Below are 19,598 nucleotides of genomic sequence, written 5' to 3'. Positions count from 1 at the left end.
CTTTTATTGGAACTTGTACTTGAAACTAATGAGATTTAATTTGTTTGGCATGATTCTAAATTTTGTCCCGAAATAGTGCAAAGATAATCGTTTTTTGATTACTTTTGCACCAAAAAGGACGGATATGTCAATTCGAGAATGGATAAGAGAATTAGAAATTGGGGGAACACCTACATTTTCCTTTAGTACTGTAAGACGATTTTTCCCCAATATAACAGAACAATCTATCAAAAATGATTTGTTCCGCCTTTCTACGCAAAAAATCATAGTACCTGTATATCGAGGGTTCTATGTAATTATGCCCCCCCAATATGCGGCAAAAGGTATTATTCCTCCTATATACTACATTGACCAACTGATGTCTTATTTGGATAAGCCCTATTATATAAGTCTTCTCAATGCAGCAGAGCTTCTCGGTTCAGCTCATCAACGTCCACAGAGGTTTTCTGTCACAACAATTTTGCCTAAGTCCTCAGTATCTCCTACAAAGAATAATCTGTTGGTGTGGAATTATAGAAACAAAATGCCTTCTGAGTTTCTTCTAACAAGAAATTCAGAAACGGGTACCATATACTATTCGAATGCAGAGCTGACGGCTGTAGATCTTGTACAATATGAACAACATATTGGTGGCTTGTCACGTGCGGCAACCATACTGGAAGAATTGTCGGAATTGATAGACTTTTCGAAGATTTCAGAATCTTTGTTTGCATACACCTCTTTAGCGGCAATTCAGCGGCTTGGATTCATTTTAGATGTAGTGTTGCAAGAAGAACAACGAGCCAATGATTTATATGATTTGTTATGCAAATACACCAGAACGTTCAAATACGTATTCCTCAGCACGCGCCATAGTGCTGATGTCCAGGAGAAGAATACGCGCTGGAAGATAAAAATAAATACAAATATAGAAGTTGATGACATATGATTAACAGAGCCTCTATCATACAATGGAGTAAGCAGGTGCCGTGGAATGATAATGCGCAAATCGAGCAGGATTTAATCATCTCACGTGCATTGGTTGCCATTTTTAGTGATGAATTCCTTTCTTCACAGTTAGCCTTTCGTGGAGGAACGGCATTACACAAACTTTATCTTTCTCCACAGCCACGCTATAGTGAAGACATTGATTTAGTACAAATAAATCCGGGACCAATCAAGCCCATTATGTTCAGATTAGGAGAAGTATTGGACTTTTTACCGAATCGTGTTACTAAACAGAAACGCTATAATAATACAATGCTGTTCAGAATGGAATCAGAGTTTCCGCCAACAATCCAGATAAGATTGAAGATTGAAATTAATTGCTTTGAGCACTTCAATGAGCTGGGATTGGTAAAGATTCCTTTTATAGTTGAGAATAGTTGGTTCACGGGAGAATGTGAGATTACAACCTATCGGCTTAATGAACTTCTGGGCACGAAACTGAGAGCATTATACCAACGTAAAAAAGGGCGTGACTTATTTGACTTATATGTAGCATTGACAAAAGCAGAAGTTGATGTAAACGAACTCATGCGCTGCTATCATCGCTACATGAGTTTTGCAGTTCAGCAACCTCCCACATACAAACAATTCGTTGCTAATATGGAAGAAAAGATGGTTGATCCGGATTTTCTGGGTGATACTCAATTGCTTCTTCGTCCAGATGAGCCTTTTGACCCTATTGAAGGCTATAAAGCTGTTAAAGAACGGCTGATAGAAAACATGCAATAGTAATTCTATGGAAAGGAGGATGTTTATTCAGAAACATCCTCCAACCTATTAATTGCTACCTCGTTTATTCGGATTCGATGGTCAGATACCAGTCTGCGTTATACTTCACCGGACAGAATCTGAGGCTGGTATAAGCAGCAGGCTTATTGTCCGCTGCATCTTCTTCAGCAAATTTCACCCTGAATTTCACTTCATTTCCGGTGTACTGAGAAAAACCGAAGCTTTCCAGAGTATAATCCAATACAGGGAAAAGCTTGAATCGTCTTGCCATGTTCACTTTCTGTTCGTTACTGATTGGCATCAGAGTATCATTCCGTGTAACATACATCATTTCCAATGCGGCTTCTGTTCTGCCTTCTTGCAGAGCGTCCATACACGAAGAAGCTAATTTCAAGACAACAGCCGTATCTTGGGAGCTAATATTATAAACGTCTTCTGTTACACTCGCTTTTCTATTGGTACATGAATTCATACCGATAAGAACAGTCGCAATAAATAGCGTGAGATTTATTACTCTTTTTTTCATTGCATTTCTATTTATAAAGAGAGGAGTATGCCCTCATGAACATACCCCTCTTTCATTAGTGTAGTATAATGTAACTATTTACATCATTAATTGTTGCCGATGGTGTTTTTAACCACACAATCTACCCACACTTTCTGGATAACGCCCCAATCGTAAGTGAACTCAACCGGAATACGTACCTTGAAAGTACCTACGTTGTTACCGTTGTTCTCATACTTGATTTGTCCCATAGCTGCCTTGATAGCATCGTAAGTTGCTTTCGTACCAGCAGATTGCTTGTTGTAAGCAGCGAAACTAACAGTTACACCAGTACCAGTCACATCTGCGCCAGATGGATTCAATTGAGAGAACTTAACTTTTGTTGACACCTGAGACAACAACTTGTTGTTGATATCGTGACCGTTCATATCAGTAGTGATCTTATCAATCAGCACCTTAACTTGTTTTACATTATAATATGCAAACAACCAAGCGTTTGAGTAGTCCACCGGATCAGCATCAAAGTCAACAAACTTCTTATCACGCCAGTCGGAGAAGTGGAACAAGTCTGCGATATTCAATTTAGAACCATTTGCCTCGGCATCAGTAAACTCACCGTCTTCTACCGGGTTGGCATCAATAGGACGCAAGAACTTGGCAGGATATACACTGTTCTGCGTAGCCATTGCTATAGCACACGGAGTATAAGGCACAACACCGATTTGTGCAACCAACTGTGCATTGGAGTGACCATAATAGTTCAACAAGAATTCAGATGTAGAATTCTGCTTGTATGTAATCTTACCTGTTGCTTGATTAATTTCTGCAATTTCTACTTTGGCTGCACGGGTCTTTCCTGCATACAGTTTTGTATTCGTATAGACACCCTGATCTGATTTTAATGCATATTCCAATGTATTGTCATAGCTTGCATCATATTGTTTTGCGAAGATATCTGTCGCCTTTGTATTATCAACATACAAGAAATAACCAGGTTTAGCTAATGTTCCAGTTGCAGGTAATTCGTACTCGTCGTTAGTAGCTGCAAAGAAGTACTTGTAACCACCGGCTGCACTATTGACAGCTTGTTTAGCAAATATAGCATCTGTATAAGAAGCAAAACCTGCAGTCGGACCAAATTGAGGTTTGTTGGCATCACCTACTACTTCCCATACCTGATCAAGTTCAACTACATACTGCAATGTGTTACCGCCATCCTTCGGATAAGCCACATTCAAACGAGTAGTTGTACCATTTTCGTACCAGTATTCAGCAATCTTGGTCTTAACAGCACCTACCGGCTTCAGAACAGTGGCCTTCAATGGCATGTAAATCGGAGCATTTGCTGTTTCGCCCTGCTTACTTTCATATCTTACGTAGATAGTCTTTGAGTGAGAATCGCTTTCTTGATAAATACGTTGCATATCACTTATTGACAGAGTCCAACGCAAAATTGTATTGGTAGTTCCGTGAGGATCTGCAACTTCCTCAACTTCTCCGTAAATCTTCTTGGCATCTGTGATAGCCTTCCATTCGTTACTGCTTGTCAATTCAAATTGTGTACCAACAGAATTATTCTGAGTAAATTTGTAGAGAGCATCAAATTCGTCTTTGGATTGAGTAGCGGTATTCTCAAGCAACTGATAAGAGATTTCAGCCCAAGTCAAATCCAGCTTAACTCCGTCGCATCCGAATTTAGCGTCTTTCGGGAATTCGTCCGTAATCTTATAACCGGCTTCTTTGATGATTTGCAATTTGATGTAACCAACCAAAACAACACGGTCTTGATTATCAAGTACGCGAACACGGATCAACGGGCGTTTTCCTACAGAAGAGATTCCTTGTTGATTCAATGTTTCACCCTTTTCATTTACGATAGAAGGAGTGATGACACCACTTGTAATGTCTTGTTGTACATATTTGCTGTCAGAAGTCACATTATTACCGGTCTTATACTGAATTAAAGCAAAGTCATACTTCAAACCGAATTTGGCTTCTGCACCGTAAGGCCAAATTTTATGTGTACCTTTATTCTTTGTTTCAGTGTTCCAATCATAATGGGTGGCCAATACCTTTTTTAAGTCAATGGACTCATCGTATGCCACTTGCAAAGTTGGAGCATGTGTGATTGCATCTTTTACGCTAGTCCATAATTCATCAGGGTTATTAGCTGTAGAACATTCAACGGCAGTATTGACACGACCATCAACAAGGTCATTGCTCTTGTAAGCAATAGCCATAGGAGTTACCTCAGAAATGTACGCCATTGCGTAATCAGAAGTAATGGTAGTGTCTTTGTCAGCCTTCTTTACATTGGCGGACAGAGCAAAAATAGAAGCTTCTCCCTTTTCAGCGTTATCGTATTTCTTGTCATAGATAACAGTCTTATCAAGAGAATATCCTACACTGATAAATCCGTCTTTCTTTTGCTCCATGTTTTCAACCTTAAATTTCAACTTGGAGTCATTTGCACGTGTAATGTATTCTGTTTCTCTTGAGACAAAGCTAAGATCAGCCAACTTATCAATCAATGCACTTGAAGGATTCATGTGATACTTAACTGTATCAATCGGAGCAAATACATCTTTTTTGTCATCTACATAGTTCCAATTTGCCACAGGTTCTGTAATTACACATTTTACGGCCGGCGAGTGCTCGTCATTAAACTCTATTTCAGTAGTAGTAGAAGTTTTCTTATACGTATAGCGCATCGCTTCATATTCAGTAGCCTCAATACCGCCTACATACAGCTCGGGATAGAATACTAAACTTCTTAATTCTTTAGTAAGCAGAGTTACTAAACCATCATTGATACTGCTAATTTGGGCAGCAATAGCGGTAACTTTGTCATCTATGGCTTTTACATCAGCTGTAGTTGCCACGTCTTCCATTGCTTTGTTGATAGCTGTAATTGCAACATTGATTTTGTCAATTTCTTCAGCATTAGCATCGATTAGCTCTTTGTACTTTTCAACAGCAACCATTTGAATCTTTAACTGAGCAATGGCAGCTGCATTAGCATCTACTGTACCTGAAATTGTAGCCAAATTTGTTTCGATGGCAGAAATTTGAGTCTTTAATGCATCTAATGCCTCTTGGCTTGGAGCATCTTTCAACATCTCATTAACCTTGTCAACCGCAGCCTGTATAGCTTCTGCTTTTGCAGTGGCAGCAGCTTCTTTGGCAGCATCAGCAGCAGACTTGGCAGCAGCGATATCAGACTTAGCGGCATCCAAAGCAGATTGCAAAGTCGTAAGCTGTGTGTTCAAGTCACTGGTCTTCTTGTCCAGGTTTTCGATGTCATCATCATAGTCCTTACAAGAAGTGAACGTTCCTGCAGTGCCAACCATTAAGGCGCTGAACAGGATTACACTTAGAAACTTTTTGTTCATAATTGAAAACTTTAAATTTATAAATTTAAAAAAATAAAAAGTGAATAATCTCTCATTTTGAATCCCTTTCGCATACTTCTTTTGTTACTAAGTATTCCGTTACTTCGCAGGTAATGAAATCTTGTTAATTTCGTTAATAATCAGGAGATAAGGAGAAAATAGACCGGTTTTGTTTGGAATAGTAGAAATCAGTCCGTTGGGATATTGGAAAGATGATATATAGTCTTAATCTCCAACATTATAGAAAAGCTGCAATAGAAATTATGAAGTGAAAAAGTCTCTAATTTTCAATATAAGATTCTATCTTTCAGTTTATTGCTTACGTTGGGAAACTTTTTGTAAAGCCAATATCAATCCGCTCCTCAAAACTTTGTTTGAAGACTATAAAAAAGAAACAACAAGTTTGCTCTACTTCCTCAAAAGAAGTAATCTCTTTTATACTGGATATCCTTCGTTTTTTACAAAAGAAATTACCCTTTGATTGGCTTCGTCAATCTTTCTGTTGCTGAAAGGCTTCAGATAAGTTTCCGTCACTGTGATGGAAGAGTGCCCCATGGCTTCTGATATGATTCCAGGATGTATCTCGCAGTGGTAAGCCATGGTCGCCCAAGTATGGCGTGCCGCATAACTACTGAGTGCCGACTGCATTCCCAAGCATTGTCTGAGTACTGCCAAACGTTGGTTGAATGCCCTGAGTGCCGACTGGTATTCCCGGTATGCCGCTTCCGTGCCTTCCTCACTTTGTAATATGGGGAATAAATAAGGAGAGTCCTTGTCCTTGTTTGCTATCATTCTCACCATTTGCATAGCCTCCGGCGTCAGTGAGACGGTCAGTGCCCGTCCCGTCTTCCTGCGCCTATAGGACAAGGTATTTCCTTGTAAATCCCTCTTATGCAAATAGGCCAGGTCCACAAAAGGAATCCCTCTTAGCATAAACATCAATACAAAGAAAATTTTTGTTTTCTGTCGGGTGTTGGAAGAATTACCGGCCTGCAGGCTCATCTCTGTCTCCCGTACCAAGCAGCCTATGTCGGAAGCTTCGAGCGCCTTTTTCCTATCCGCCCGTGTGCCGGTATACACATGCTCAAACAGCCTGGGTACATATCGCACCAGCTTTTTGTCCACCGCCCGGTTGTAAACCGAACGTATCGCTTTGATATAGGTGGATACCGTATTCCAACTACAATTCCTCTGCCTGAGGAAGTTTTCGAATCTCTTCAGCACGGTCGGGCTCAGCTTGCGCATGGGCATCGGTTGCCATTTGGTGAATGCCGAGAATGCATTCACCGCTGACTGGTAGATGTGTGCCGTCCCCCACCTGCCGCTTTCCCGGAGTTCCCCGATGATTGAGGAGAACATCTCTTGTAAGGTAATTTCATTTCTGCTCATTTCCAAATTATTTATAAAAAGGTTTATCCTGCAATTATAAATAAATTGAGAGCAAGTGCAAAGGCATCATTCTGAAATCTGCGAAACGGGAATGATGCCGTATCCGGTAGCTTATTTGTTGGCTAACGTCTGTTTAGTGGCTGATATACGTATCCTGGAAGAACCGCTTGTTGTCATTCAGACTGCAAGTGGCATCCACTCCGGCTTGTTGCAGGCGTTCGGCAATCTCATTCAGCTTCTTCCTCGAAACCCTTCCGATATAGAACAGACGGTAGCGGTAATCGTTGTCCAGCAATTCCATGACGTGTGTGAAATTCTGTTCGCGGGCAAAGTCGAAGTTTACTTTTCTCAGGTTCTGGTACGGATAGCGGATGGTCCTGCCTACGCTGTGTATGATGAGGCCGTTATTGTCCAACGTCAGGTAGCAGAAGCGGGTCATCAGCATGCTGATGAAAAAAAGACTTAATGCAAACGAAATGATAGCCGGGATGAAGCCCCACCATACGTTGCTACTGATGGAATAATATCCCAATATAAGGAACATCAGGAATAAGACAAAGAACCAGAACATATAGAGTGACGGACGCTGGTATGTTTCTGTGGGAATCTCTGCGACTGTCCGTTCCCTCGGTGCGTGGTTGTCGAAGGGGATTTCTTGGGAGACCAGGTAGCGGATGACCGAGGAAGGGTGACGGAAAGGAGGCAGATAGATTACTTTTTCTTTCCCTTCCTTTAGATGTAAAGTCAGTATGCCCGGACCATATTTGTCTTTCGCAGCCAAGTTGCTTTTGCGGGGAACCTGGTGGTAACGCTTCATGAAACTGAAACTCTTGATTTGGTGCAGTCCGATGTGCTGGCTTTGCAGCAGTTGTTCGGCTCTTTTCTGTTCTTTACTGGTCACTTCCATAGTTCTTATTTTTTAAGTTCGGGATAACTGATGCGGGTATGGTATATAGTCTTCAGCTTCTCCTTGAATACGTTCTTCACGGTGGCAATATCCTTGAAGGTGATGGGGCATTCCTTGAAATAGCCTTCTGCCACTTGCGAATCGATAATCTTGTCTACCAAGTTGCTGATACTCTCTTCCGTATATTCGGGCAGACTGCGTGAAGCGGCTTCCACCGAATCGGCCATCATCAGGATAGCCTGCTCTTTGGTGAACGGGTTGGGACCGGGGTAGGTGAATGCCTCCTCGTTAGGGTCTTCACCGGGGTGCTCGTTTTTCCAGGAGATATAGAAATACTTCGTTTTCCCACGGCCATGGTGAGTGGTGATGAAATCCTTGATTACTTTGGGGAGATTGTTCTTCTCGGCCAGCTTCAGCCCGTCCGTCACATGGCTGATGACGACTTGGGCACTTTGCTCATAGCCCAGATTCTTGTGCGGATTGACTCCACCCGACTGGTTCTCGGTGAAGAACACCGGATTCTCCATCTTGCCGATGTCATGATACAGCGCTCCGGTACGTACCAGCTGGCTTTTGGCTCCGATACGGTTGGCCGCTTCCGCCGCAAGGTTGGCAACCTGCATGGAATGCTGGAAGGTGCCGGGAACTGTCTCGGACATGCGGCGCAGCAGGCTGTTGTTGATGTTGGACAATTCGACCAAAGTGACATTGGAGGTAAAGCCGAACGTCTTTTCCACCAGGAAGAGCAGGGGATAGGTGAACAGCAGCAACACTCCGTTGATGACGAAATAGGTGTACATGCTTCCGTTGATTTTTGTCAAGTCGTTTTCTGTAATCAGCTCGAAAGCAAAGTAGACGGCAGCGTAGGTCAATATGACGAGGAAGGCTGTCCGGAACAGTTGCGACCGTTGTGAAAGTTCCCTCAGACTGAAGATGGCAACCAGCCCCGCCGAGAGTTGCAGAAGAATGAATTCATGCGGATAGCGCAGGCAGATGGAGCATATCAGTATGGTGGTGACTTGTGCGATGAAGGCCGTGCGTGAGTCGAGGAACACCCGGATGATGACCGGCAGCATGGCATACGGGATGATATAGACATTGAATATGTTGTTGGCAACCATGATGGCCGTCACCACGCAATAGAACATGATGAGGGCGAAGAGCAGGGAGAGGCTGCCCTTGCGCTTGTAGTAATCTTTACGGAACAAGTCGAGGTAGAGCATGAAACACAGCATGAAGATACTGACAAACAATACCTGCCCCGCCAGCATCAACCGTTTTTGCCCGATGGACTCACTGCGTTTGATGGATTCTTTCCGTAGACTCTCAAGGATGTTGTATGTCTCCTGGCTGACAATCTCGCCGCGGTCGATGATTTTCTGTCCACTCAGTACGATGCCGTTGGCCCATGAATAGTTGTCGAGCATCTCCTTCTTAGCGGTTTCGGTCCGCTGCTCGTCATAGGTCAGATTAGGGAACAGATATTCGTTCAGCGAGCATTGCCGTAGAATGTCCGGGCGGTAGTGGGCGGTATCGGCCGTGAGTATATAGTTATAGGCATCCTTCACCGAATATACCTTGTTGATGTCCTGCTGGTTGGCCAGTTTGTCGTTAATGACCATGATGGCGGTTGTGCTGTCCTTATGCAGTTGGTTCAGCTCTTCGGTAGAAACGATGCCGGCGCGATATACTTCAGAGAGTTTTCTTTCCAGAAAGCGGACGTAGTCGGTGGAGGGAAGCAGGCCGCGCAGGTGGGTCTGATAGTCTGCCTTCAACTTGGCGAGCACACTTTTCTCAATGCTTTTGTCCAGCTGGAAATACGGCTGGAAGGCGGCGAGGATACTGTCTTGCTCGCGTTTCACCACTTCATCGGCCTTATAGATGGGGAAGTCGAAGGTGGCCATGAGCTGTCCGTACTTCCAGGGCTTGTCAATGTCGAACTGGTAGTTGAATTTACCGTCACGTGGCAGAAAATAGACAATAATCCCCACAGTGCCGATGAATATCAGTGCTCTGTATAGCAAATCTCTGAGCGAGAACTCTTTTTTGGTATTGAAATAACTCATATCGGCTGAAATTTTTGCGAAAAGTACAAAAAAAAACATTAGTGTGGAAAAAAAGGTTTAATTTTGCCGTCTAAAATATTCATAAGTAAGGTAGATTATGACAGAAAGAAAGGTCAGAGTCCGTTTTGCCCCGAGTCCTACGGGGGCGTTGCACATCGGCGGTGTGCGTACAGCTTTATACAATTATCTCTTTGCGCGTCAGCATGGAGGAGATTTGATATTTCGTATTGAAGATACTGATTCCAACCGGTTTGTGCCGGGTGCGGAAGAATATATCCTGGAATCTTTCAAGTGGTTGGGCATCCCGTTTGACGAGGGCGTGAGTTTCGGTGGAGACCATGGCCCGTACCGTCAGTCGGAACGTCGGGAAATATACAAGAAGTATGTTCAGATTCTGCTGGAGGCCGGAAAAGCCTACATCGCTTTCGATACTCCTGAGGAGCTGGAAGCAAAGCGTGCGGAGATTGCGAATTTCCAGTACGATGCTTCTACCCGCTTGCAGATGCGCAATTCACTGACCCTTCCTAAAGAAGAGGTAGACGCGCTGATTGCTGCCGGTAAGCAGTACGTGGTGCGTTTCAAGATAGAGCCGAACGAAGATGTGCATGTGAACGACCTGATTCGTGGGGAAGTAGTGATAAACTCTTCCATTCTTGATGACAAGGTTCTTTATAAATCGGCAGATGAACTTCCTACTTACCATCTGGCCAATATTGTGGACGACCATTTGATGGAAGTGTCCCATGTGATACGCGGTGAGGAATGGTTGCCTTCCGCGCCGTTGCATGTATTGCTCTACCGTGCCTTTGGGTGGGAGGATACCATGCCTGCCTTTGCGCATTTGCCCTTGTTGCTGAAGCCCGAGGGTAACGGCAAATTGAGTAAGCGTGACGGCGACCGTCTGGGCTTCCCGGTTTTCCCGTTGGAGTGGCATGACCCCAAGTCGGGAGATGTTTCTTCAGGCTACCGGGAATCTGGTTATCTGCCCGAAGCGGTCATTAATTTCCTGGCTCTGCTGGGCTGGAATCCGGGCAATGACCAGGAACTGATGTCTATGGATGAATTGGTGAAATTGTTTGATTTGAGCCATTGCAGCAAGTCGGGTGCCAAATTCGACTATAAGAAAGGTATCTGGTTCAACCATGAGTACATCATGATGAAACCGGATGCGGAGATAGCTTGTCTTTTCAGACCGGTGCTGGAGTCCAACGGCATAGACGCCTCCAACTATAGCGACGAGTTCCTTACGAAAGTGGTTTCACTGGTGAAGGGACGCGTCAACTTCGTAAAGGAACTGTGGGACCAGACCCGTTTTTTCTTCGTAGCCCCCACGGAATATGCGGCAAAGGATGTGAAGAAGCGTTGGTCGGAAGATACTCCCCGCATCATGACCGAATTGATGGATGTGTTGCGCGGCATCGGGGATTTCTCCTCCAAGCCTTCCGAAGATATTGTGATTGGTTGGATTACTGAGCGTGGCTATCACATGGGAAATGTGATGAATGCCTTCCGCTTGTCAGTGGTGGGCGAGTGTAAAGGCCCGCACATGTTCGACATTACCGAGCTGATTGGCAAGGAAGAGACGTTGGCCCGTATACAGCGTGCTGTTGATGCTTTAAAGTGAATAAATCTTCTTCATCCTTAATCCATATAGTATGCTATATGACTTGGCAATAGCCATCTACGATATTCTGGTGCATTTGGCTGCTCCATTTAGCCGTAAGCCCCGAAAAATGATGAAGGGACACTGGGTGGTCTATGAACTTCTCCGGCAGCAGTTGGAGAAGGACGTGCGCTATATATGGTTCCATGCCGCTTCTTTGGGGGAGTTCGAGCAGGGACGGCCGTTGATTGAGAAAATTCGTGCCAAATATCCGGATTACGGTATTCTGCTGACTTTCTTCTCGCCGTCGGGCTATGAGGTCCGCAAGAATTATAGGGGGGCAGACGTTGTCTGTTACTTGCCTTTCGACAAGTCCCGCAATGTGAAGAAGTTCCTGGATATCGTGAATCCCTGCATGGCATTCTTTATCAAGTACGAGTTCTGGAAGAACTATCTGGACGAACTGCACAAGCGCCGTATTCCGGTGTACAGCATTTCTTCCATTTTCCGCCGCGGACAAGTATTCTTCAAGTGGTATGGCGGTACGTACAGACATGTGCTGCGCGACTTCGACCATTTGTTTGTGCAGAATGAACGCTCCAAACGCTATCTGGCGAAGATAGGTATCAGCCGTGTCACGGTGGTGGGGGATACCCGTTTTGACCGTGTGCTGCAGATTCGTGAGGAGGCCAAACATCTGCCTTTGGTGGAGCTTTTCAAGAACAACACGATGACTTTCGTGGCAGGAAGCTCCTGGCAGCCGGACGAGGATTTGTTTATTGAATACTTTAACCAGCATCCGGAGGTGAAGTTGGTTATCGCTCCGCACGTTATCGACGAAAACCATCTGGTAGAGATTATCCGTAAACTGAAACGCCCCTACGTGCGCTATACCCGTGCCGACGAGAAGAATGTCCGTAAGGCCGACTGCCTGATTATCGACTGCTTCGGGTTGCTCTCTTCCATCTACCGCTATGGCGAGATTGCCTATATCGGAGGTGGTTTCGGGGTGGGAATCCACAATACCCTTGAGGCTGCAGTTTATGGCATTCCGGTGATTTTCGGACCGAAGTATCAGAAATTCCAGGAGGCTATCCAGTTGCTGGAGGCAAAAGGCGCTTTCTCGGTGAAGGATTATGAGGAACTGAAAACTTTGCTCGACCGTATGCTGACAGATGAAGTCTTTTTGCGAGAATCAGGCATGAATGCAAGCAATTATGTGACCGGCAACGCCGGTGCGACGGATAAGATAATGAGTATGATAAACTTTTAGAAAAGTAAAGAGTGATAAAAGCGATAGGGCGGTAAAGGTGATGGAATGGCATCCCTTTATCGCCCTGCCTTTTTGGGGCGCCTTGTCTCCCTTTATTTGTACCAGTCGGAATACATCAGATAGTTGTGTGCAATCTTCTGGTTCAGCTCCTTGGCCTGCTCCGGATCTACTTTCTTGATGAACTTGGCGGGGACTCCTCCCCAGATGCTTCCCGGCTCGATGACCGTATTGCTCAATACCAGGGAACCAGCGGCGACAATAGCCCCTTCGCCCACTACTGCGTGGTCAAGGATGGTGGAACCCATCCCTACCAAAGCATAGTCCTTGATAGTGGCTCCGTGGATGGTCACGTTGTGCCCCACGGATACGTGGTCTCCTATCTCTATGGTCGATTTCTCGTACAAGGTGTGGAGCACGCTTCCATCCTGGATGTTTACTCCGTTCCCTATGCGGATTGAGTTTACGTCACCCCGCAGCACGGTGCTGAACCAGATGCTGCAATCCCGTCCCATCTTGACGTCGCCAATGACAACCGCATTGTCCGCCAAAAAACAATTCTCCCCGATTTCGGGAGTGAATCCTCTTACTGATTTTATTAATGCCATTTTTTTAGTGATTAGTGGTTAGGTTACTGCATGCTTCCTTCAGCCATTCCCGTTCTCCTTCGTTCAGGCTTGGCGAAAGTGTCTCGTATACATGCTGGTGATAGTTGTCCAGCCATGCCGTTTCCTCTGCCGTCAGCATCTCTTTGATGATACCTTTCTTGCAGATGGGGCAGAGGGTAATGGTTTCGAACTTCAGGTAATTTCCGAACATGCCTTCACCGTCCTTCACGGTCAGCACCAGGTTTTCCGTGCGTATTCCATGGCTTCCGGCTTTATAAACGCCCGGTTCGTTGGAAGTGACCATTCCCGGCCGTAGGGTTACCGGATTCTCATTCATGCGGATGCTTTGCGGACCTTCGTGCACATTGAGGAAATGGCCTACGCCGTGCCCGGTACCATGCAGGAAGTTCATGTGGTGTTGCCATATCGGCATGCGGGCCAGTACATCCAGTTGCGCTCCTCGCGTACCTTCCGGGAAGACAGCCATGGCGAGGTCGATATGTCCTTTCAGTATCAGGGTGTAGTCCGTCTTCTCTTCTTCGGTCAGTTTCCCCAGTGCGATGGTGCGGGTGATGTCGGTAGTGCCGTCCAGGTATTGCGCACCCGAGTCCAGCAGCAGGAATCCCTCGGGTTTCAGTGGCACGTCCGTTGCCGGAGTGGCTTCGTAGTGTACGATGGCTCCATGTTCCTTGTACCCGGCAATGGTGTCGAAGCTTTCTCCCATGTAGAGTGGCTGTGCGGCACGGAATTCGTGCAGTTTCTTGTCTACGCTGATTTCTGTCTCGTTGCCTGCGGAAACGGCCTCCTCCAGCCATTTCAGGAACTTCACCAGTGCCACTCCGTCGCGTTGCATGGCTGCGTGGATGCCGGCTATTTCCCGGTCATTGCGGACCGCTTTCAGCAAGGCTATCGGTGAGCGCTCGTCAAGTACCCGGCAGGAAGGGGGGAGGGCGGAATAAACGGCATAATTCGTCTTTCCCATGTCGAGCATGATGCTGCCGTCCGGTATTCTTGTCACAAAGGATTCGGTGTCCCCATAAGCATGGATGGTGACGCCGGCTTCTTCCAGATGGGCTGAAAGCTCTTCCGTTACTTTCTCGGGCTGGATGAAAAAGTGTGTTTCTTGTTCGTTGATTATCAGGTAGCTTACTACTACGGGGTTGCAATGCACATCGTTGCCGCGTATATTGAGTGTCCATGCTATCTCGTCCAATGCCGACACCAATAATACGTCCGCTTCACTCTTCTTCATCTCCCGGCGGATAGCAGCCAGTTTGTCCGGACAGCTTTTCCCGGCGTATTTCATCTCGTGGATAAAGGCGGGTGCTTCGGGCATGGGAGGGCGGTCTGTCCATATCTCATTCATCGGGTCGGCAATGCTCTTTACGGTGATGCCGTTTTTTGCCAGATCCTCTTGCAGGGCTATGGCTTGTGTGGTGGAAAATACCTTTCCGTCTATACCTACAACTGAATTCGCTGTAAGGTTCTCCCGCAGGAAATCGAGGATGCTGGGCGTTTCGGGCAGCATTTCCTTGTATAAGTCGATGCCGCTGCCTTCCAGCTGCTGCTCGGCTTGGAGAAAATAGCGGGAATCTGTCCACAGTCCCGCCTTGTCGGTGGTAATCACCGCCGTGCCTGCCGAACCGGTGAAGCCTGATATCCATTCTCTTGATTTCCAGTACGGTGCTACGTACTCGCTTAGGTGCGGGTCGGTACTGGGGATAATGAAAGCGTCTATGCCTTCTCTTTTTAACAATGCCCGTAGAGCATCTATACGTTGATTGATTGTCTGAGCCATATTTTTATAAATGTAATTAAGTAGGCGTGTAAATGAGTTTATAATCTCTTCATTCTCTGCTTTCAAAGTTACACATTCTCTTTTAAAAATTTGCTATGCTTCACGGATTTTAGCGGATTGGCTCAATAAAAACATCTTTCCCTTTGCTCATTCGTTTGATAATTAGGAATCATGGGTAATTTTTTTGCAGAAAGTTTTGTGAATAAAGAAAGTATGTGTAATTTTGCCGCTCAATTTAATCGTGAGATTTTTAAACCATTAACATTTAATTAAAAGAAAATGATTGTAGTACCTGTAAAAGAAGGCGAAAACATTGAAAAAGCGCTGAAGAAATTCAAAAGAAAGTTTGAAAAAACTGGCACAGTTAAGGAATTGAGACGCAGACAACAGTTTGATAAACCGTCTGTGACTAAAAGACTTAAGAAAGAACGTGCTGTTTACGTTCAACAACTTCAGCAAGTAGAAGATTAATAATTCGTAAATTCCTTTGAATTATTGAATTCTTTTTCATACATTCGTTGCATGATTTTAGATATGTAGCGATATGTTGTTGACAGATTCTTTTCTTGACTATCTTCTGCACGAGCGGAACTATTCCAAAGGTACGGTTGAGTACTATCGGGCAGATATTCTTGAACTGCAGAGGTTTGGAGAAGAAATGTTGGGAGACTTGACTCCATCGGATGTAGATGCGGAACTTGTTCGTGAATGGATTGCTTCCTTGATGGACAAAGGACTTGCTTCTAATACGATAAACCGAAAGCTGAGTTCTATCCGGACATACTATAAATTCCTTTTGAGGAGAGGCGAGGTCGCGGTAGATCCGTTGCGGAAAGTGACGGGGCCCAAGAAGAAAAAGCCGCTTCCGGTATTTCTGAGAGAGGGTGAGATGAATAGGTTACTGGATGATATGGACTTTGGTGAAGGTTTTGAAGGGTGTCGCGACCATATGATTATTGAAATGTTTTATGCTACCGGCATGCGACTTTCAGAATTGATAGGGTTGGATGATAAGGATGTCGATTTTTCGGCTTCTCTCGTTAAAGTGACGGGAAAACGGAATAAACAACGTCTTATACCTTTCGATGAGGAGCTGGGACGCTCGATGCGAGAATATGTCAATGTGCGGAATGAAGCTGTCCCGGTTCGCTCGGATGCTTTTTTTGTCCGGAAGAATGGAAAGAGGCTTTACCGCAGTATCGTAGCATGCCTTGTGAAACGAAACCTTTCGAAGGTAGTGACTGTAAAAAAAAGAAGTCCCCACGTGCTGAGGCACACCTTTGCAACGGCTATGCTGAACAATGGTGCTGATTTAGGCTCGATAAAAGAACTCCTCGGACACGAGAGTCTGGCGACAACGGAAGTTTATACGCATACTACTTTTGAAGAGCTTAAAAAAGTGTATAATCAGGCTCATCCCCGAGCCTAAAGTAAAAAGGAGGTAAGTATGGAAGTAAGAATTCAATCGATTCACTTTGATGCGTCAGAGCAATTGCAGTCTTTCGTTCAAAAGAAAGTTGCTAAGTTGGAGAAATTTTACGACGATATAAAGAAAGTAGAGGTGTCATTAAAGGTAGTAAAACCAGAAACAGCCGAAAATAAAGAAGCCGGAGTGAAAGTATTGGTTCCCAATGGCGAGTTTTATGCAAACAAGGTTTGTGATACGTTTGAAGAAGCAGTGGATTTATGCCTGGAAGCTTTGGAAAAACAGCTGGTTAAGTACAAGGAAAAGCAACGGAGCAAATAATTTTCCGCTAAAATTTTGCGGGTAAAAAATAAATGCCTAAATTTGCAGCCGTTTCGCTCACACTATGAACGTTACGGTTGCATTTTTTAGCTTGCCTCTTTAGCTCAGTTGGCCAGAGCACGTGATTTGTAATCTCGGGGTCGTTGGTTCGAATCCGACAAGAGGCTCGCTCAAGGATGAGTGGAATGAGTCTTTCTTCACGAGGTGGAGATGATATGAGAACGGAAATCGTCCGGGTAAAGTTCACTCTGCGATGATTTAGTAAGGAAAAGAGTTCTTTTTGTAATGTAGGGGCAAATACCAGAGTGGCCAAATGGGGCAGACTGTAAATCTGCTGGCTTACGCCTTCGGTGGTTCGAATCCATCTTTGCCCACAACTCTTATTCTCCTTGCTGTTATAGCTCAGCGGTAGAGCACTTCCTTGGTAAGGAAGAGGTCCCGGGTTCAAGTCCCGGTAACAGCTCACAAAGATGTAAAAGCTGATTATTAATCAAATAAATAACAAGTAAAGCTATGGCTAAAGAGAAATTCGAACGTACCAAACCGCATGTAAACATTGGTACAATTGGTCACGTTGACCACGGTAAAACCACGTTGACAGCTGCTATCACTACAGTGTTGGCAAAGAAAGGTCTTTCTGAATTGCGTTCTTTCGATTCTATCGATAACGCTCCTGAAGAAAAGGAAAGAGGTATCACTATCAACACTTCTCACGTAGAGTATGAAACAGCTAACCGTCACTACGCTCACGTAGACTGCCCGGGTCACGCCGACTACGTAAAGAACATGGTAACTGGTGCTGCTCAGATGGACGGTGCTATCATCGTAGTTGCTGCTACTGATGGTCCGATGCCTCAGACTCGTGAGCATATCTTGCTGGCTCGTCAGGTAAACGTACCGAGACTGGTTGTATTCATGAACAAGTGTGACATGGTAGACGACGCTGAAATGTTGGAACTCGTTGAAATGGAAATGCGTGAACTGCTTTCAGCTTACGAATTCGACGGCGACAACACTCCGTTCATCCAGGGTTCTGCTCTTGGTGCGTTGAATGGCGTTGAAAAGTGGGAAGAGAAGGTTATGGAGCTGATGGATGCTTGCGACACTTGGATTCCTCTGCCTCCACGTGATATTGACAAACCGTTCTTGATGCCGGTTGAAGACGTATTCTCAATCACTGGTCGTGGTACTGTAGCTACTGGTCGTATCGAAGCTGGTGTTATCCATGTAGGTGACGAAGTTGAAATCCTCGGTTTGGGTGAAGACAAGAAGTCTGTTGTAACTGGTGTTGAAATGTTCCGCAAGTTGCTGGATCAAGGTGAAGCTGGTGACAACGTAGGTCTGTTGCTCCGTGGTATTGACAAGAACGAAATCAAACGTGGTATGGTTCTTTGTAAGCCCGGTCAGATTAAACCTCACTCTAAGTTCAAAGCTTCTATCTACGTTTTGAAGAAAGAAGAAGGTGGTCGTCACACTCCGTTCCACAACAAATACCGTCCTCAGTTCTATCTGCGTACTATGGACTGTACAGGTGAAATCACTCTTCCGGAAGGAACTGAAATGGTAATGCCTGGTGATAACGTAGAAATCACTGTAGAACTGATCTACCCGGTAGCATTGAACGTAGGTTTGCGTTTCGCTATCCGTGAAGGTGGTCGTACAGTAGGTTCTGGTCAGATTACTGAAATTCTTGACTAATAACCAATATAATCTTAATCAGTTCCCGGTATACATCGGGAACTGATTATGTACAAACGGGAGTAGCTCAGTTGGTAGAGCACCGGTCTCCAAAACCGGGTGTCGGGAGTTCGAGCCTCTCCTCCCGTGCTAATATTTTTGAAATGAAGAAGATTGTAGCTTATTTTAAAGAAACTTACGACGAACTTGTTCATAAAGTGTCGTGGCCTACGTATTCTGAACTTACTAACAGTGCAGTAGTTGTTTTATATGCTTCCCTACTAATTGCAGTGGTAGTATTTGCGATGGACTTCTGTTTCCAGCATCTGATGGAATTTGTTTATCCACATTAAAAGTAAGGAGAAATGTCTGAGATTGAAAAGAAATGGTACGTTTTGCGTGCTATTAGCGGAAAAGAAGCTAAGGTAAAGGAATACCTTGAAGCTGATATTAAAAACAGCGACCTTGGTGATTACGTATCTCAGGTATTGATTCCTACCGAAAAGGTATATCAGGTTCGCAATGGTAAGAAAATTGTGAAAGAGAGAAGTTATCTCCCTGGTTACGTTTTGGTGGAGGCTGCTCTGGTGGGTGAGGTTGCTCATCATCTGAGAAATACTCCTAATGTGATAGGGTTCTTGGGTGGTTCGGAAAAACCCGTACCTCTGAGACAGTCGGAAGTGAATCGCATACTTGGTACGGTCGACGAATTGCAGGAATCAGGTGAAGACTTGAGTATCCCGTATGTAGTCGGCGAGACTGTAAAGGTGAATTACGGTCCGTTCAGTGGATTCAGTGGAATCATTGAAGAAGTGAACACCGAGAAGAAGAAACTGAAGGTCATGGTCAAGATATTCGGACGGAAGACTCCGCTCGAATTGGGCTTTATGCAAGTTGAAAAAGAATAGTGCAGGTGTTAC

The 19,598-nt window shown here is 44.9% G+C and carries 17 protein-coding genes and 4 tRNA genes; 14 read left to right on the top strand and 7 right to left on the bottom strand.

Annotation, left to right across the window (positions count from 1 at the left end; translation table 11 throughout):
• Window positions 1–124 precede the first annotated feature (124 nt).
• Both DW800_RS00460 and DW800_RS00455 read left to right on the top strand, forming a co-directional pair.
• A complete protein-coding gene (locus DW800_RS00460) occupies window positions 125–928 on the top strand; it encodes a type IV toxin-antitoxin system AbiEi family antitoxin (RefSeq protein WP_061412092.1) in 804 nt (267 codons plus the stop codon).
• Window positions 925–1,716, top strand: coding sequence for a nucleotidyl transferase AbiEii/AbiGii toxin family protein (locus DW800_RS00455; RefSeq protein WP_005833587.1), 792 nt, complete (start codon window positions 925–927; stop codon window positions 1,714–1,716). The genes DW800_RS00460 and DW800_RS00455 overlap by 4 nt, the downstream gene beginning before the upstream one ends.
• Before the next feature lie 64 nt (window positions 1,717–1,780).
• Here the strand turns inward: DW800_RS00455 and DW800_RS00450 are convergent, their stop codons facing one another.
• From DW800_RS00450 to DW800_RS00430, 5 genes are all read right to left on the bottom strand, one after another.
• Window positions 1,781–2,089, bottom strand: coding sequence for a hypothetical protein (locus tag DW800_RS00450; protein WP_225982686.1), 309 nt, complete (start codon window positions 2,087–2,089; stop codon window positions 1,781–1,783).
• A gap of 239 nt (window positions 2,090–2,328) precedes the next feature.
• Window positions 2,329–5,613, bottom strand: a complete 3,285-nt coding sequence (locus DW800_RS00445) for a hypothetical protein (protein ID WP_117704070.1) — start codon at window positions 5,611–5,613, stop codon at window positions 2,329–2,331.
• A 435-nt stretch (window positions 5,614–6,048) separates the two neighbouring features.
• Window positions 6,049–7,002 carry a tyrosine-type recombinase/integrase gene (locus DW800_RS00440; RefSeq protein WP_117704071.1) on the bottom strand — a complete coding sequence of 318 codons (954 nt, stop codon included), beginning with the start codon at window positions 7,000–7,002 and terminating at the stop codon, window positions 6,049–6,051.
• A gap of 133 nt (window positions 7,003–7,135) precedes the next feature.
• A complete protein-coding gene (locus DW800_RS00435; RefSeq protein ID WP_117689231.1) occupies window positions 7,136–7,909 on the bottom strand; it encodes a hypothetical protein in 774 nt (257 codons plus the stop codon).
• Between the two features lie 5 nt (window positions 7,910–7,914).
• A complete protein-coding gene (locus DW800_RS00430) occupies window positions 7,915–9,975 on the bottom strand; it encodes an HD family phosphohydrolase (protein ID WP_009037308.1) in 2,061 nt (686 codons plus the stop codon).
• 97 nt (window positions 9,976–10,072) lie between these two features.
• Between DW800_RS00430 and gltX the strand changes: the two genes are divergently transcribed.
• Together gltX and DW800_RS00420 are read left to right on the top strand one after the other, a co-directional pair.
• Window positions 10,073–11,599: a glutamate--tRNA ligase gene (gltX, locus tag DW800_RS00425; RefSeq protein ID WP_016271998.1), complete on the top strand. Its 1,527-nt coding sequence runs from the start codon at window positions 10,073–10,075 to the stop codon at window positions 11,597–11,599.
• Window positions 11,600–11,630: 31 nt separating this feature from the next.
• Window positions 11,631–12,851 (top strand): 3-deoxy-D-manno-octulosonic acid transferase, encoded by a 1,221-nt coding sequence (locus DW800_RS00420; RefSeq protein WP_005825739.1) that lies wholly within the window; start codon window positions 11,631–11,633, stop codon window positions 12,849–12,851.
• 92 nt (window positions 12,852–12,943) lie between these two features.
• On the opposite strand, the gene DW800_RS00415 is transcribed toward DW800_RS00420, so the two are convergent.
• The gene (locus DW800_RS00415) at window positions 12,944–13,456 is read right to left on the bottom strand and encodes a gamma carbonic anhydrase family protein (protein ID WP_009037306.1); all 513 of its coding nucleotides are present in this window, start codon (window positions 13,454–13,456) and stop codon (window positions 12,944–12,946) included.
• Between the two features lie 4 nt (window positions 13,457–13,460).
• Window positions 13,461–15,254 (bottom strand): aminopeptidase P family protein, encoded by a 1,794-nt coding sequence (locus DW800_RS00410; RefSeq protein ID WP_117704072.1) that lies wholly within the window; start codon window positions 15,252–15,254, stop codon window positions 13,461–13,463.
• Window positions 15,255–15,533: 279 nt separating this feature from the next.
• Between DW800_RS00410 and rpsU the strand changes: the two genes are divergently transcribed.
• The 10 genes from rpsU (at window position 15,534) to nusG (ending at window position 19,586) form a co-directional block, all read left to right on the top strand.
• Window positions 15,534–15,725, top strand: a complete 192-nt coding sequence (rpsU, locus tag DW800_RS00405) for a 30S ribosomal protein S21 (protein WP_005825735.1) — start codon at window positions 15,534–15,536, stop codon at window positions 15,723–15,725.
• Window positions 15,726–15,798: 73 nt separating this feature from the next.
• A complete protein-coding gene (locus DW800_RS00400; RefSeq protein WP_016271996.1) occupies window positions 15,799–16,683 on the top strand; it encodes a tyrosine recombinase XerC in 885 nt (294 codons plus the stop codon).
• 18 nt (window positions 16,684–16,701) lie between these two features.
• Complete coding sequence (gene hpf / locus DW800_RS00395; RefSeq protein WP_005825731.1) at window positions 16,702–17,001, top strand: ribosome hibernation-promoting factor, HPF/YfiA family; 300 nt, start codon at window positions 16,702–16,704, stop codon at window positions 16,999–17,001.
• 93 nt (window positions 17,002–17,094) lie between these two features.
• A tRNA-Thr gene (locus DW800_RS00390) sits at window positions 17,095–17,168 on the top strand.
• A gap of 124 nt (window positions 17,169–17,292) precedes the next feature.
• Window positions 17,293–17,375, top strand: a tRNA-Tyr gene (locus DW800_RS00385).
• 17 nt (window positions 17,376–17,392) lie between these two features.
• Window positions 17,393–17,464 (top strand) — tRNA-Thr (locus tag DW800_RS00380).
• 50 nt (window positions 17,465–17,514) lie between these two features.
• Complete coding sequence (gene tuf / locus DW800_RS00375; RefSeq protein ID WP_005825727.1) at window positions 17,515–18,699, top strand: elongation factor Tu; 1,185 nt, start codon at window positions 17,515–17,517, stop codon at window positions 18,697–18,699.
• A 56-nt stretch (window positions 18,700–18,755) separates the two neighbouring features.
• Window positions 18,756–18,828 (top strand) — tRNA-Trp (locus DW800_RS00370).
• Window positions 18,829–18,842: 14 nt separating this feature from the next.
• Window positions 18,843–19,031 carry a preprotein translocase subunit SecE gene (secE, locus tag DW800_RS20090; protein ID WP_005825726.1) on the top strand — a complete coding sequence of 63 codons (189 nt, stop codon included), beginning with the start codon at window positions 18,843–18,845 and terminating at the stop codon, window positions 19,029–19,031.
• 12 nt (window positions 19,032–19,043) lie between these two features.
• Window positions 19,044–19,586, top strand: coding sequence for a transcription termination/antitermination protein NusG (gene nusG / locus DW800_RS00360; RefSeq protein ID WP_005825724.1), 543 nt, complete (start codon window positions 19,044–19,046; stop codon window positions 19,584–19,586).
• Window positions 19,587–19,598: the final 12 nt, after the last annotated feature.

Source organism: Bacteroides sp. AM32-11AC, from assembly GCF_003603515.1.
In the GTDB taxonomy this organism is placed as follows: domain Bacteria; phylum Bacteroidota; class Bacteroidia; order Bacteroidales; family Bacteroidaceae; genus Bacteroides; species Bacteroides uniformis.
This window is presented reverse-complemented; position numbering and strand designations above follow the sequence as displayed.